We start from the raw sequence: 13,939 nt of genomic DNA, 5'->3' as shown, positions 1-13,939 counted from the left end.
AAAGGTGGGCAACGAATGAAAAATAAGGCACTAAGCATATTGGTTTTGCTGTGCGGCTCTGTATTAGCGGGTTGTAGCTCTTCCGATCATTCTGGTTCTTCCTCTTCGGTTTATTATTCTTCAGGTTATTACGATCCGTGGTGGTACGATCATGACGACTACTGGATTTATTACTATCCGGGTTGTTGCGACAACGACGACGAATACAAAGAGAAACTGGAAGAGTGGTGGAATGGTTTAGATGAAGACCAACAGCAATCCATCAAAGACAAAGTCGAGGATTGGAAGGACGATGATATGTCCGCCAATATCGATAACATGAAACGCCAACTCGACGATCATTGGCAATCATTGCCTGACGAGCAAAAGCAAGAGATTCAAACCAAATGGGAGAATCGTCCGGAGCGTATTGAGCCAGCGGCTTTACAAGACAAAGCGGTAAAAGAAAAGGTTCAACAAAGAAAAGCATTACCGGAAACGAAGATCCAACGCCCAGTTGCTCGTCCAAATGTGCAGATGCCTAAAGCACGTCCAAATATTCAACCGAGACCTAGGCTTCCTCGTCGCTAGTACATTCGATTTTCACTCTCGATAGAATCGGGGATGAAGAAATAAAGATAACAAAGAAACAAAAAAAGGGGCGTTCAGTACGCCCCTTGTTGTATCTATAGATTAATCTCTGCTTGTTAGATTAATACGTGGCTTCGCGTTCAGCGGCTGCTTTATCCCATTCTGGCGCTACTGTTTCTAGGAAGTGTTTCTTGTCTGCGTTCATCTTATCCATATCCATGCCCAGTGCTTGTTGTGCTTTCGCTTTGGTAGAGATATCTGGAATTTGAACAGGGTCAGTGATGCCTTTGGCTGCTAGTAAACGAACCAACTTGGTACGAGCGTCAGCGGCGCGATCAACTGCAGTACCTAGTACTTCAAGCGCTACCTCAGGAGCATGCATGTGAACACCGTGAGAAGCAATCGCGTAGTCCCAACGCCATTGTGCATGGCGAATATCTTGTAGGATAGGCTCCATTTCTGCTTCTGTTGCACCTGCTTTCCACGCTGCGCCTGCTTCAAAGTGTGCCGCTACGATTTGCTTCTCGGCGGTTAGCTTCATGTTCAGTACTTGCACTTTGCGAGTCGAGACGATGCCTTGTAGCTGCTCTTTAGTTTGGGTATGGCATTGCGCACAGGTGTCTTCAAAACGATCAAATGGGTTACCCACTTTGTGGTCTGTGTACACCGTACCGTCTTCTTTGGTCACTTTAGGCATGTGGCAGTCCACACACACCACTTTGTTTTTACCATGAATACCCGCTCTCCAAGTTTCGAAACCTGGGTGTTGTGCTTTTAGCATCGGCGCTTTAGATACGGCATGCGTCCAATCTTTGAAATTCAACGCGTCGTAGTATTTCTCCATGTCATTAACGGTGGTGCCCATATCCCATGGGAATTTAACCGCTTTAGTTGGGCCGGTGAAGTAGTATTCAACGTGACATTGAGCGCAGACCGATGCTTGCTTATCTAGGCGAGACTGTTCATCAAAGTTTTTACCGATAGTATCAAAAGCACGCTCGACGTATGGGCGAGTCAGTGCCAGCGCGGGTTCGCCTTTCTTGAAGGCTTCAGAGCCCGTGTTGTGGCAATCGGAACAACCGATAGGGTTGACGATTTCTGAGCCTAAGCGTGCCCATTTACCTTCGAAATAACCGTCTTCACCACGTTCACCAATCACGCGAGCAACGTCTGGGCTTTTACAGCTCCAGCACGCCATCGGCATAGGCCCGGATTTTTCATCAGTCGGTGCGCCGGTACGTAAGGTTTGGCGAACATCATCAAGTGCGTAAAAGTGGCCGCGCGCTTTGTTGTAGTCTTTAGCAAAACCATAACCTGCCCACAGGATAACCATGTTTGGGTCTTCACTTAGAGCATCTTCAATGTGCTCACTTTCGGATGTTGCTTTCCAAGAATGGTATTGATCAGGGTGGTTCTGTTCAAAGACATCGTTACGAGGATCGATAAAATCCTTCTCTTCTGCCGCTAACGGAGCGCCAACCAAAAATAATTGGCTGGCGAATAAGGTCGCAACCGCAATAGGTGCGCTCATCCAGTGTTTTATGCTCACAGTGTTATCTCCATATTCGTTTTTATTAGCAGCGTTGTGAGGAGCTATTCCAAATAAGAACTGGAGATCTACGATTAATAATATTGCTTAATTGGACAGATGAAATAGTGAGTGATTCTTGTCTTGTTTTAGATCAATTTACACCAGTGATCTCAGTCATGTTTGAATTTATATACCCCTAAAGTGGTAGTTGTTAAGTCGTTGTTCTACAATGCTTTGGGTTTTTAACCTTTTTTAAAATAGGGTGATTTAGTTCGCTTTTTGAGCAGGTGTTTCTACCCCTTATGAATAATAGAGGTATTATAAATATAGGTTTAGCGTTGTGGCTTTCCGAAATAAGAATTGATGTCATTTGAAGATCTAAAAAATATCTTCAGAGGAAATTAATTGTCGCTCAAATAAATAATTGAGAATAGTTATCAATTATTATCGAGCTAAGGAAAGAACAATATGGGCAATATAAAATTGACCATAGAGACAATGCTGAAACTTCTCTTCGTCTTTGCCATCTATGGTTTCTCCATCGCCGCCCATGCGACTTCTTCAGAGCCGATTGAAGGTGCTCAAGCTGAGCGTCATCAAGTCGAGTTGATCCGTGACCGAGACTACAAGTGTCTGCAATGTCATAAGGATGCAAAAGAGACTCTGAACCTATCGCATGATTCGCAAGCGTTATTGAGTCAAGGGAAGCAACTTAATTGCACCAATTGCCATAGCAACATTGGTCCCGACCATCGTGAAGGTGCGCCTGATGTGATTAAGTTTTCTGCAGCGCAATCGAAAGAAGTACACGACAAAGTGTTCCTTGATCCAAGCATGATTCTTAAAGCTAACAGCCAATGTGTGGATTGCCACGCACCGACACAGCTGAGAGAAAGCCACTGGACGCACGATGTGCACGCCAAAAACCTCACTTGTTCAAATTGCCACGATGTACACGCAGCGAAAACCAAAGCGTTGTCGTACGACAGAAAACAACTGATCAAGCAGTGTGTGGATTGTCACTCTGAATTTGCCGTCGAACCTGAACTTGCCAAAGAAGAGGAGAGATAGCATGAAATGTTCGAGAAGAAACTTTTTAGCCGGCAGCGGCGCGTTGATTTTAACTACAGGCGTTGCAGGCACTTCCGTTGTTAGCTCCTCTCTCTATGCCAGCAACAGTGAACAAGCGAAACGCATGGGTATGGTTCATGATGAAAATGCCTGTATTGGCTGTACCGCTTGTACCGATGCTTGTCGCGAAGTAAATAAAGTCCCTGAAGGCGTAACGCGACTTAAAATTCATCGCAGTGAACCGATTGGCGAATTTCCAGATGTGGAATACCAGTTTACTCGCGAATCCTGTCAGCACTGTGATAACCCACCATGTGTGTACGTTTGTCCAACAGGCGCTGCATACAAAGATGAAGCGACCGGCATCGTGGATGTGCACAAAGAGAAATGTGTCGGATGTGGTTATTGCCTTGCCGCTTGCCCTTACCAAGTGCGCTTCTTTAATCCAGTCGATCACTCTGCGGATAAATGTAACTTCTGCCGTGATACCAACCTAGCGCAAGGTAAACAGCCAGCTTGCGTGGAATCTTGCCCAACAAAAGCACTCATCTTTGGTGATTTGAATGACCCAACTAGCGAGGTGAGCAAAGCTATCGAAAGCCATGTTGTCTATCGCGATAAATCGCATTTAGGTACGCAACCTAAACTGTACAAAATTCCGCATAGCAAAGGGGAGGTGTCATCATGAACGGCTTCGAAAGTGCATTCCACTTTGACTCGTTAGTCTGGGATTGGATCATCGCGATTTACTTATTCCTTGCTGGGATGTCAGCAGGTGCGGTGATGATTTCTATCTATTTAAAACGCAAAGTGATTGAAGGTGATCCCGCAAAAAACGGCATCATGAAAGCGATGGCTTGGCTCGCACCATTTGGCATCATTGCTGGGTTGGTAATTTTGATTTTCCATTTAACCAAGCCTTTAGAGTTTTGGAAGATCATGATCTACTACAACCCAACGTCTGTGATGTCGATGGGCGTGATCTTGTTCCAAGTGTACATGCTAGTGCTGTTTGTTTGGATTGGCGTTATCTTCCGCCATCAAATCATCAGCTTCTGTGAAGGGAAGTTACCAAGCAAACTGCTGGATTTTGCCGATGGCATTTTGATTAAGGCGGGGAAAGCCAACAACGCAATTGAATTGTTCTTGGGCTTCTTAGCCATCGTGCTTGCAGCGTACACTGGCTTTCTATTGTCTGCATTGAAGACTTACCCAATGCTAAACAATCCAGTACTGCCAATCTTGTTCCTGTTCTCTAGTTTGTCCTCGGGTGCAGCGGCATGCTTGATGTTCGGCATCTTGGTGTTTAAAGAGTCGACCAGCAGCCCAAGTGTGTCTTGGGTGCACGGATTTGAACGCCCAGTAGTGTTGTTTGAGTTGTTTGTCTTAGTGACATTCTTTACTGGACTGATCTTCAGCGGTGGTCAGAACGAAGTCGCGGCTTGGAATGCTATTTCGAGTGGATTCTGGGCTCAATGGTTCTGGGTTGGCGTAGTGTTCATCGGCATGATTACGCCTTTGACTCTCAATTGGTTAACGCCTTCAGAAGTGCGCCACAAAGGCAGTTACGTTTTTGTGGTCACGACGTTGAGCTTGGTTGGCGTACTTATGCTGCGTACTTTCATTCTCTATGCCGGTCAAATGACCGTAGTGTAAGGGGGATAAATGGAAGCTGAGCTAGGGTTCTTCTTACTGATATTGGTGGCTGTAACATCGACTTGTGCATCGTTGCTGCATTGGCTACGTCTTGCTATGGGTAAGAAGGCGACATTGCCGCATCAAGTCGCGATGACCCACATCATTAGCTTAGCTTCCATCATTTGTTTAGCACTTCTGATCGTCTGCTTCGTGCAAGACAACTTCGCGTTGGAATATGTTGTTACGCATTCCAACAGTCAACTTCCCGTGGCGTTCAAAATTGCTGCCGCTTGGGGTGGGCACCAAGGCTCCATGTTGTTTTGGGTCGTCACCCTAAGTTTATGGGCGTCATTTATTGCATTTAAGTCACCGCTCAACGCCAAATATACTTGTGACTGTCTAGGAATCATGAACGTTCTGATTGGGACGTTTGCATGGTTCACGTTAAGGACCTCTAACCCGTTCGAATATGCCCAATTATTGGCTTCGGGAGGGCGAGATCTAAATCCAATGTTGCAAGACGTTGGGCTTATCATTCATCCACCATTGCTTTATCTCGGTTATGTTGGTTACGCAGCAATATTAGCTTTTGCATTAGCAGCGCTATTGGGTAAACAACGGATGAGCGATTGGTATGTGGTCGCTCGTAGCGCAGCGTTTTTTGCGTGGGGAACGCTTACGTTGGGTATCTTGGTGGGATCATGGTGGGCGTACAATGAATTAGGGTGGGGCGGCTGGTGGTTTTGGGACCCTGTGGAGAACGCTTCTTTACTGCCTTGGCTTACGGGTACCGCTTTATTGCACAGCGGTGTTGTCGCAACACGTAACAGAGGCGCAATTTGGAGCACCTATGCACTGGCGTTTGCTACGTTCAGCATAAGCATTTTAGGGACATTCGTGGTGCGCTCTGGCGTGCTGACTTCAGTGCACGCTTTTGCGGTGGACCCAACTAAAGGTTTGGTGCTGATTGGTGTATTGAGCTTGCTTGTCATTATCACTTTTGGCGTACTGATTTTGCGAGGAGAACAACTCCCTCGTTTCAAACTTCAATCTCTAGCGAGCCGAGCTTACACTGCTTATATCGCCAAAGGGCTGCTGGTTATTGCGACTGCCATCGTTTTTCTTGGCACTTTTTATCCGATGGTTTATCAACTGCTCGGTTTAGGAAACATTTCAGTTGGCGCACCTTATTTTAATAGTCTGATCTTCCCATTAAGCATACTGGCTCTGATTGCCTTAGCTTTCATGCCGCTGCTGAAATGGACAAAAGGCACAGTGCCGAGTGTAAGCGCTGATATTGCGATCAGTATTGCGTTATCTCTTGTCTCTGGGATCGGGTTTATCTTCTTAGTGCACGCACTGCATTTCGAAGTATTGCTAACCATAATATTGGCTACTTGGGTGATTGTGGCGCATCTCGTTATGCTGTTTCGTTGTTCCAATAAGCGCAAACTCATGCCAATCGTGATGGCACATATCGGTTTTGCGCTGGCGGTGAGTGGAGCTGTATTCAACAGTCACTACTCATATGAACATAATTTACGTGTCGAACCCGGCAGTTCTCAACAAAGGGCGGGGATCACTATCGATTATCATGGTATCGAATGGCTGGTGGGGCCAAACTACACCGCTGAACAAGGACAGATCACCTTGCACTTGGAAGATGGCCGCATGTTCAATTTCAACCCGCAAAAGCGCCATTACCCTGTGCGAGTGATGAATATGACCGAGCCTGCGATTCGTTCACTATGGCATGGCGATTATTACGTGACATTGGGTGACAAAGTCGACACTCATGCTTATGCGATTAAAGTTCAGTACCGAGCAGGTATTTGGTGGATATGGTCTGGTGGGTTATTAGCTGTGTTTGGTGCGCTGTTAACCGGCCTAAAGAAAAAGAGAGAGGCTATCAATGCGATCGAGAAATACGCTTAAACTCGCAGGTCTCGTTTTGGCTGTTGCCGTGTTTACTGTAGTAACTGCGATGGCCTTGTCTGAGCGACCGCATGTTGAATTGTCCCCACAACGAAATTTAGAGACACCTAATTTTCGCTCTACTTCTCTGATCTCTGATGACATGGTTTCTGAGCAGTTGTTCAAAAGCGACGGATATAAATTATTGAATGTTTGGGCATCTTGGTGCGGAGTGTGCAAACGAGAGCATGAAGAATTATTGCAGTTAGCAGAACTCGGTGTGCCTATTATTGGGCTGAATTATAGAGATCAAAAACAAGCCGCTCGTGAATATTTGAGCTCTAAACGAAATCCATATATTGAAGTAATTAGTGACCCTAATGGAAAGCTCGCTGTGGAGCTAGGTGTTATCGGAACGCCGGAAACTTACTTGATTGATCCAAATGGTCGTATATTGATCAAATATCGTGGAGAGCTAACGGCAGATAAATGGAACGATATATTTTCAGGATACTTGAATGTTTCGATTTAATAATCTTCTCCTCACTTTCATCCTATTTATACTATTTTCTCCTTTCACGAGAAGTGCGGATATAGAACAGAATGTTGATCTGTTTGAATTTCATTCCGTTGAAGTGCAACAGCGTGCAACCTCGTTAGCCAAGGCATTACGCTGCCCGCAGTGTCAAAACCAAAACCTTGTCGAGTCTAATGCACAAGCGGCTAAAGACCTGAGGTTGAAAGTGTATACGATGGCCAATGAAGGCAGCTCAGATCAAGAAATAAAGGACTATCTAGTTGCTCGTTATGGGAATATTGTTCTGTACCAACCACCATTAAATTATTCCACGGCGCTGTTGTGGATCTTTCCTGTGCTATTTTTGATCTTTTTTGTCTTATATTCGATCCGAATGGTGAAGCGTAATTAATGTGACCGTTATTCCACTATTAAAAATAAATTGTGCACTTAACAAGCAGAATGTTATCATTTTTCCGAATTTGTGAAGTTTCCAGTATAAAGAAAATAAAAATTTTGAGCTGGATAAGTAATAAAAGAACGAAATAGGTGCACGCAGTGGATTCAGTTATATTACAACTTAAAAAAGACTTCTATTCGCAGATTCGTGCATTGCAATCACCGAACCTGCCTCAAGTTACTTCAACGCTCGCCGTGTTGACCGACGAGGAAATCCAAGAACTCGAAGCAGTTTGGATTGAACTCGCCGTTTGGAAGCGCAGTCAGACCCATTAAAAGATAGACCAAACGACCTTCTTGAAACCCCAGACAAAATTTGTCTGGGGTTTTTTATTGTAGTTTTTTTAAATTGTTATAATATAACAATTGTTCAGTTGGAGAGTGTTTCTCTTTTGCTGTCTTGAGTGGATAACTGCCCTCAATTGTGATCTCTATATTGCAAAATGCGGTATCAGTCCCCATAGTTGAAGAGCAACGAGTAAATCCCATGAATGCAATAACGAAAACGCATCAAGCGCATCAAGCAATAAATCGAGTGAGTATAGATATGGCGGAAGTACGTGCCAGAGTAGATTTTAAAGTCGGGGCAAAAAGTAACATTGATGCCGAAATTCTGTCTTTCCATGGTCTGAAGACAGACAAAGAGCATGTTGCTATTATCTTTAAACAAGCGGACCAAACTCAGGACATGCCTTTAGTTCGTATGCACTCTGAGTGTTTGACAGGCGATGTGTTTCACTCTTCACGCTGTGACTGTGGTGAGCAACTAGAAGAGACGATCAATCGCATGGGCGAGTCCGGTGGTATCATCTTGTATCTCCGTCAGGAAGGTCGTGGTATTGGTTTGTACAATAAGATCGATGCATACCGCTTACAAAGCCAAGGCATGAACACGTACGAAGCTAACAACCATTTGGGCTTTGATGATGACCTGCGTGATTTCACAGAAGCAGCACAAATGCTAGAAGCTTTAGGCGTGAATAAGATCCGCCTCGTGACGAACAACCCTAAGAAAATTCGTGAGTTATCTGAGTACGGAATTGAAATTGGCGAGGTTGTCAATACCTCTGCACATATCAAAGATGGCAACGAAAATTATCTGAAGGCAAAAGTCTCTCACGGAAAACATGACCTAAAGGTTTAATCCTAAAGATAAAACTGACAATAAAGCCTGTGAAAAACCTCATTTTTATGAGGTTTTTTTGTATCTGGAGTTGCAAATAAATTGTAAATTTGTATTATCTCGAGACTAAAGTGCAAATAAGAATAATTAGCACTACCAATACGATAATTGAAAAGCTCAACAAGGATGCTTCAGATGAATGCAAAAAAAGTTTTAGTCCAATCTATTGCTGCATCACTCCTCATTGCCAGTGGTTCTACCGTTGCTGCCACAGTAACTAAACAACAAGTAGTCGAACATTACGCAGACGTTGCCCATGCTGTGTTTGCTGATTCAGTAACAACAGCGAAAGCGCTTGACGTAAAAATCGACGAATTTCTACAATCACCATCAGCGAAAAAGCTTGAAGAAGTAAAACAAGCTTGGCTCGATTCTCGCGTTCCTTACCAACAGTCTGAAGTTTTCCGTTTTGGTAACGCGATTGTTGACGATTGGGAAGGTCAGTTAAACGCATGGCCACTTGATGAAGGTCTGATCGACTACGTAGCGGCTGATTACCAATACGAATTGGGTAACGAAGGCGCGGCTGCAAACATCATCGCAAACACTAGCTTACAGATTGGTGCTTCTAAACTGGACGTTTCAAAGATTACGCCAGAATTACTAGCAGATTTAAACGAAGTAGGTGGTTCTGAGGCAAACGTTGCGTCAGGTTACCACGCGATTGAATTCTTGCTTTGGGGTCAAGACCTAAACGGCACTAACGCAGGCGCAGGTCAACGCGCTTACACTGATTTCGTTGTGGGTTCTGAGTGTACGAATGGCCATTGTGATCGTCGTGGAGAGTACCTAAAAGCAGCCGCTGATCTACTGGTTCAAGACCTTGAGTGGATGGAAAAGCAGTGGTCTGCTGAAGTAAAAGGTAACTACCGTGAAGAGCTACTGAACGACTCAGCGGACAATGGTCTTCGTAAGATGCTATTCGGCATGGGTTCTCTTTCTCTAGGTGAGCTAGCGGGCGAGCGCATGAAGGTGGCACTAGAAGCGAACTCAACTGAAGACGAGCACGATTGTTTCTCAGACAACACGCACAACTCTCACTACTACAATGAGCAAGGCATCTACAACGTTTACACAGGTACATACAAAGGTGTAAACGGCAAAGAGCTATCTGGTCCAAGTATCGCTGACCTTGTTGCTCAAAAAGACAAGAAAGCAGCGACCGAAATTCAAAAGCAGTTTGATACAACACGTAGCCAAGTTGGTGAGCTAGTGACTTCTGCAGAGAAGAACAACCAGCACTTTGACCAACTTATTGCAGCGGGTAACGCACAAGGCAACGCGCTAGTAAACGACACCATCATGTCGTTGGTAGCACAAACCGGTGCGATTGAGCGCGCGGCAAGCATTGTCGGCATCGACAGCCTAAGCCCTGATACTGCTGACCACGAGTTTTAATAAGAAAACCATAATAAATAAGGGCTCTTTGTGAGCCCTTTTGACGTTTGAGCTCGTTGTTATCACCCTTGTTGTCTATGTAGAGCAATGATATGAAGCCATACCTAATTTCTGCGCTAGCCGCGATCCTTTCTTCTTCTGCCATGGCTTATGATGTTAAGTCTGGTGGCAAAACCAGTGTTAAAAAAGACGGCGCGAATGCCTATTCTCTTCCTGCTGCTAACTTGCCAATGAGCAAACGCCTCGATTTTAGCGTCGGTAACAGCTTTTTCCGCAACCCTTGGGTACAAGCGCCAGCGTCAACAGACGCTCGTGATGGCCTAGGTCCGCTTTTTAACACCAATGGTTGTCAGAACTGTCACATCAAAGACGGTCGTGGTCATCCGCCAGAGAAAGATGATTTACATGCCGTGTCTATGTTAGTGCGCTTAAGCATTCCTGCGATGACGCCAGAACAAAAGAAAGCCTACATCAAAGACGGTGGCATACCTGAGCCGACTTATGGTGGTCAGCTTCAAGATTTCGCTCTGCAAGATCAAACGCCAGAAGGCAAAATCGAAATCACTTACACCGATGTCCCAGTGAAATTTAAAGACGGTACGACGGTGACGCTAAGAAAACCTCATTTGAACATTACCGATCTGGGTTACGGCGATATGCACCCTGATACCGAGTTCTCAGCACGCGTGGCACCGCCAATGATCGGCCTTGGTTTGTTAGAGAGTATTCCCGACGAAACGCTACTTGCTTGGGCTGATGAACAAGATGCCGACAAAGACGGTATCTCAGGCAAAGTAAATAAAGTGTGGGATATTGAGAGGGACAATTTCTCGATTGGTCGTTTTGGCTGGAAAGCAGGACAACCGACGCTAATGCAGCAAAATGCAGCAGCATTTAATGGTGATGTGGGTCTTACGAGCCATTTATTCCCAAATGAAAACTGTACCTCGAAACAAAGCATTTGTGACGACATGCCAAATGGCGGCAAACCAGAAGTGAGTGAAAATATTCTCGATTTCGTAGAGTTTTACAGCCAGCACTTAGCTGTACCTATTCGCCGTAATGTCAATGACCCTAACGTGAAACTTGGTCAGCAAATCTTTGCTGCGTCTGGCTGTGAAAGCTGCCACAAGACCAGTGTTAAAACGGCGAAACGACCAGAGTTACCAGCGCTTTCTGAGCAGCTTATCCACCCATACACCGACATGCTTTTGCATGACATGGGTGAAGGCTTAGCCGATAACCGTCCGGAATATCAAGCAAACGGCCGCGAGTGGCGAACAGCACCGCTATGGGGCATTGGTTATACCGAAGAAGTAAACGGACACACTTACTTTCTACATGATGGCCGCGCTCGTAACCTGATGGAAGCGGTGTTGTGGCACGGCGGCGAAGCTGAAACGGCGAAACAAAACGTCTTAGCACTGAACAAAAAAGAACGTGACGCATTGATTGCGTTTCTGAATTCTCTATAAGGAAGCAACCATGAAAAAAACACTATTAGTGAGTGCGATTGCCGCAACGTTAAGTTTGGTTGGTTGCCAATCGACCATCGTTTCGAGCTCTGCCAAGCCTGAGAGTACAAGTCATATTTCTCAAAGCGTGTACGAGGTCGAGTTTCAATCAGCTCAGACGTTTTTAGCGCAAACCACAGAACTTGAACAACGCTTCGCAGATTACTGCGCATCAGAGTCGAAAGATGATGCACAAGTAAAACAGCAGTGGCATCAAACGATGCTTGCGTGGATGGCATTACAAGGTCAAGAACGTGGCCCTGCTACGGCGCTGGAGCAAAGCTGGAATGTTCAGTTTTGGCCAGATAAAAAGAACACTACTGGTCGTAAAATGTCTGTATTGACGAAATCTGACCAAGCTTGGAGTGCAGAAGATATCTCCACCCAAAGTGTCACCGTGCAAGGTTTAGGGGCTCTGGAATGGCTGCTTTACGATAAAGCGTCGACCTTATCTAGCAACAGCAATACCTGTGTGACAGGCGTAGCGATTGCAGAAAACCTCGATAACAAAGCGCAGATCATCGCGGATTCTTGGGCAGAGAACCCTTGGAAATCGCTAGAGATGACGGAGTGGGAGTCTGAGTACATTTCACTGCTCTCGAATCAGCTTGAATACAGCATGAAGAAGTTGAGCCGACCGCTAGCGAAGATTGGTAAGCCTCGCCCGTATTTCTCAGAGTCATGGCGTTCAGAAACTTCGCTTTCAAACCTAAAAGCCAACCTTCAAGGGATGGAAGCGTTGTACTTTGCTAACGGAAATGGTTTAGATGCGCTACTTAGAGAGCAAGGCCATGCAGATCTCGCAGACCGTGTTGTTCATCAGTTTGAAATGGCGTTAGAAACTTGGCCAGAAGATAAGAGCTTGTTTGCTGCACTACAAACAAAAGAAGGCTATCGCATGGTGCTCTCTCAATACAATAAGCTAGAGCAATTGAAGTACCTGATTCACGAAGAAGTGGCGATCGAGCTTGGCGTAGTTATAGGATTTAATGCAACCGATGGTGACTGATCAAACCCGCCGAACCTTGCTGAAAGCCGCTCTATTCGGGGCGGCTATACCTATGATGCCATTTGGTTGTGCTTCAACAAGCTCACGTGAACCTGCGTTGATCGGCTGTTCTATCATTGGTCGAGATAAATTCGCAGCGGTGGTGGCGGATGAGCATGGTATGCCGCTATCTTCATTGCCGATTCCTGAGCGTGGTCACGGTGTAGCAACCAACCAACAAGGCCACGCCGTAGTTTTTGGTCGTCGACCTGGTACTTTCTTCATGGTGTTTGATTATCGCTCAGAGCAGATGATCAAACTGCAACTAGCAACGCCAAATCGTCATTTTTACGGACATGGTGTTTACTCCCATGACGGCACATTACTATTTGCCACAGAAGGGGAGAGGGGGACAAGCCGTGGGATCATTGGTGTTTATGATGTGCAGAAGCAATATCAAAAGATCGATGAGTTAACGGGTTTTGGTCTTGGTCCTCATGAAGTGATCATGATGCCTGATGGCGCATTAGCGATTGGCGTCGGTGGCGTACACACCAACGGTCGTGAACCTCTCAATCTTGATAGCATGAGACCTAGCCTGAGTTACCTTTCACAGGAAGGGGAGCTATTGGATCAAGTGTCTTTACCGGATCATAAGTTGAGTATTCGCCACTTAGCCCATGATGGTGCGGAAACCGTGCTTTGTGGTCAGCAATATCGTGGTGAGCCGGACGAGTATCCAGCCTTGATCGCCATGCACACGCGTGGTGGTGAAATGCAAGATCTTCAAGCTGAGCCTGAAGAGTGGGCGCGTTTCAATCATTACGTTGCGAGTATTGCAGCAACCGATGAATGGATCTTAGCCACTTCGCCTCCGGGCAGTTGTTATGGTATATGGTCTAAATCTACTGGCAAATTGGTAGAGCTAAGTGCGTTACCAGACGCTTCTGGTGTTGTGGTCTATGGCGATGAGTTCCGAGTCAGCTCTGGTGCGGGAAAAGTGGTAGAGCAAAAGCCCGAAGCGTCAAAAAGTACCTTCGCAAGCGGAGTACAATGGGACAACCATTGGTCGAGAATTATCTAGAAAGATCATTGAGTAATTACTTATAGAGGGTTTTGTTGTCGTTTTCGGCATCAGATTCTTAATTTTAAACCT

General features: G+C 45.5%; 14 protein-coding genes. 13 read left to right on the top strand and 1 reads right to left on the bottom strand.

Translation table 11 applies throughout. From position 1 onward, the window contains the following. The first annotated feature begins 15 nt into the window (after window positions 1-15). Window positions 16-570 (top strand): hypothetical protein, encoded by a 555-nt coding sequence (locus R8N47_RS08980; protein WP_009706900.1) that lies wholly within the window; start codon window positions 16-18, stop codon window positions 568-570. Window positions 571-691: 121 nt separating this feature from the next. On the opposite strand, the gene nrfA is transcribed toward R8N47_RS08980, so the two are convergent. Further along, window positions 692-2,119 carry an ammonia-forming nitrite reductase cytochrome c552 subunit gene (gene nrfA / locus R8N47_RS08975; RefSeq protein WP_064354130.1) on the bottom strand — a complete coding sequence of 476 codons (1,428 nt, stop codon included), beginning with the start codon at window positions 2,117-2,119 and terminating at the stop codon, window positions 692-694. Window positions 2,120-2,569: 450 nt separating this feature from the next. Between nrfA and nrfB the strand changes: the two genes are divergently transcribed. The 12 genes from nrfB (at window position 2,570) to R8N47_RS08915 (ending at window position 13,867) form a co-directional block, all read left to right on the top strand. Then, complete coding sequence (gene nrfB, locus R8N47_RS08970; protein ID WP_064354129.1) at window positions 2,570-3,172, top strand: cytochrome c nitrite reductase pentaheme subunit; 603 nt, start codon at window positions 2,570-2,572, stop codon at window positions 3,170-3,172. 1 nt (window position 3,173) lies between these two features. Then, window positions 3,174-3,860, top strand: coding sequence for a cytochrome c nitrite reductase Fe-S protein (gene nrfC / locus R8N47_RS08965; protein ID WP_017636123.1), 687 nt, complete (start codon window positions 3,174-3,176; stop codon window positions 3,858-3,860). Beyond that, a complete protein-coding gene (nrfD, locus tag R8N47_RS08960; protein ID WP_042522790.1) occupies window positions 3,857-4,828 on the top strand; it encodes a cytochrome c nitrite reductase subunit NrfD in 972 nt (323 codons plus the stop codon). Before nrfC ends, nrfD begins: the two co-directional genes overlap by 4 nt. 9 nt (window positions 4,829-4,837) lie before the next feature. Next, complete coding sequence (locus tag R8N47_RS08955; protein ID WP_064354128.1) at window positions 4,838-6,745, top strand: heme lyase CcmF/NrfE family subunit; 1,908 nt, start codon at window positions 4,838-4,840, stop codon at window positions 6,743-6,745. Continuing rightward, complete coding sequence (locus R8N47_RS08950; RefSeq protein ID WP_064354127.1) at window positions 6,723-7,256, top strand: DsbE family thiol:disulfide interchange protein; 534 nt, start codon at window positions 6,723-6,725, stop codon at window positions 7,254-7,256. Before R8N47_RS08955 ends, R8N47_RS08950 begins: the two co-directional genes overlap by 23 nt. Continuing rightward, a complete protein-coding gene (nrfF, locus tag R8N47_RS08945; protein ID WP_005376841.1) occupies window positions 7,243-7,653 on the top strand; it encodes a heme lyase NrfEFG subunit NrfF in 411 nt (136 codons plus the stop codon). Before R8N47_RS08950 ends, nrfF begins: the two co-directional genes overlap by 14 nt. A 146-nt stretch (window positions 7,654-7,799) precedes the next feature. Next, window positions 7,800-7,976 (top strand): hypothetical protein, encoded by a 177-nt coding sequence (locus tag R8N47_RS08940; RefSeq protein ID WP_020480909.1) that lies wholly within the window; start codon window positions 7,800-7,802, stop codon window positions 7,974-7,976. 271 nt (window positions 7,977-8,247) lie between these two features. Beyond that, complete coding sequence (locus tag R8N47_RS08935) at window positions 8,248-8,844, top strand: GTP cyclohydrolase II (RefSeq protein ID WP_025767283.1); 597 nt, start codon at window positions 8,248-8,250, stop codon at window positions 8,842-8,844. Window positions 8,845-9,018: 174 nt separating this feature from the next. Further along, window positions 9,019-10,281: an imelysin family protein gene (locus tag R8N47_RS08930; protein WP_005376847.1), complete on the top strand. Its 1,263-nt coding sequence runs from the start codon at window positions 9,019-9,021 to the stop codon at window positions 10,279-10,281. A gap of 92 nt (window positions 10,282-10,373) precedes the next feature. Further along, window positions 10,374-11,756, top strand: a complete 1,383-nt coding sequence (locus R8N47_RS08925) for a di-heme oxidoredictase family protein (RefSeq protein ID WP_017636117.1) — start codon at window positions 10,374-10,376, stop codon at window positions 11,754-11,756. Between the two features lie 10 nt (window positions 11,757-11,766). Next, entirely contained in the window at window positions 11,767-12,804 is a 1,038-nt protein-coding gene (locus R8N47_RS08920; RefSeq protein ID WP_064354126.1) for an imelysin family protein, read from the top strand. Next, on the top strand, window positions 12,785-13,867 hold the full coding sequence (locus tag R8N47_RS08915; RefSeq protein ID WP_158156647.1) for a DUF1513 domain-containing protein: 1,083 nt from the start codon (window positions 12,785-12,787) through the stop codon (window positions 13,865-13,867). Before R8N47_RS08920 ends, R8N47_RS08915 begins: the two co-directional genes overlap by 20 nt. The last annotated feature ends 72 nt before the right edge of the window (window positions 13,868-13,939 follow it).

The sequence above is a fragment of the Vibrio sp. 2132-1 genome, assembly GCF_033344315.1.
This window is presented reverse-complemented; position numbering and strand designations above follow the sequence as displayed.

Coding starts and splice junctions, on each gene's coding strand:
- R8N47_RS08955 (WP_064354128.1), top strand. CDS start 4,838: ATGGAAGCTGAGCTAGGGTTCTTCTTACTGATATTGGTGGCTGTAACA.
- R8N47_RS08930 (WP_005376847.1), top strand. CDS start 9,019: ATGAATGCAAAAAAAGTTTTAGTCCAATCTATTGCTGCATCACTCCTC.
- nrfC (WP_017636123.1), top strand. CDS start 3,174: ATGAAATGTTCGAGAAGAAACTTTTTAGCCGGCAGCGGCGCGTTGATT.
- R8N47_RS08915 (WP_158156647.1), top strand. CDS start 12,785: ATGCAACCGATGGTGACTGATCAAACCCGCCGAACCTTGCTGAAAGCC.
- nrfD (WP_042522790.1), top strand. CDS start 3,857: ATGAACGGCTTCGAAAGTGCATTCCACTTTGACTCGTTAGTCTGGGAT.
- nrfB (WP_064354129.1), top strand. CDS start 2,570: ATGGGCAATATAAAATTGACCATAGAGACAATGCTGAAACTTCTCTTC.
- R8N47_RS08950 (WP_064354127.1), top strand. CDS start 6,723: ATGCGATCGAGAAATACGCTTAAACTCGCAGGTCTCGTTTTGGCTGTT.
- R8N47_RS08935 (WP_025767283.1), top strand. CDS start 8,248: ATGGCGGAAGTACGTGCCAGAGTAGATTTTAAAGTCGGGGCAAAAAGT.
- R8N47_RS08925 (WP_017636117.1), top strand. CDS start 10,374: ATGAAGCCATACCTAATTTCTGCGCTAGCCGCGATCCTTTCTTCTTCT.
- R8N47_RS08980 (WP_009706900.1), top strand. CDS start 16: ATGAAAAATAAGGCACTAAGCATATTGGTTTTGCTGTGCGGCTCTGTA.
- R8N47_RS08920 (WP_064354126.1), top strand. CDS start 11,767: ATGAAAAAAACACTATTAGTGAGTGCGATTGCCGCAACGTTAAGTTTG.
- nrfF (WP_005376841.1), top strand. CDS start 7,243: ATGTTTCGATTTAATAATCTTCTCCTCACTTTCATCCTATTTATACTA.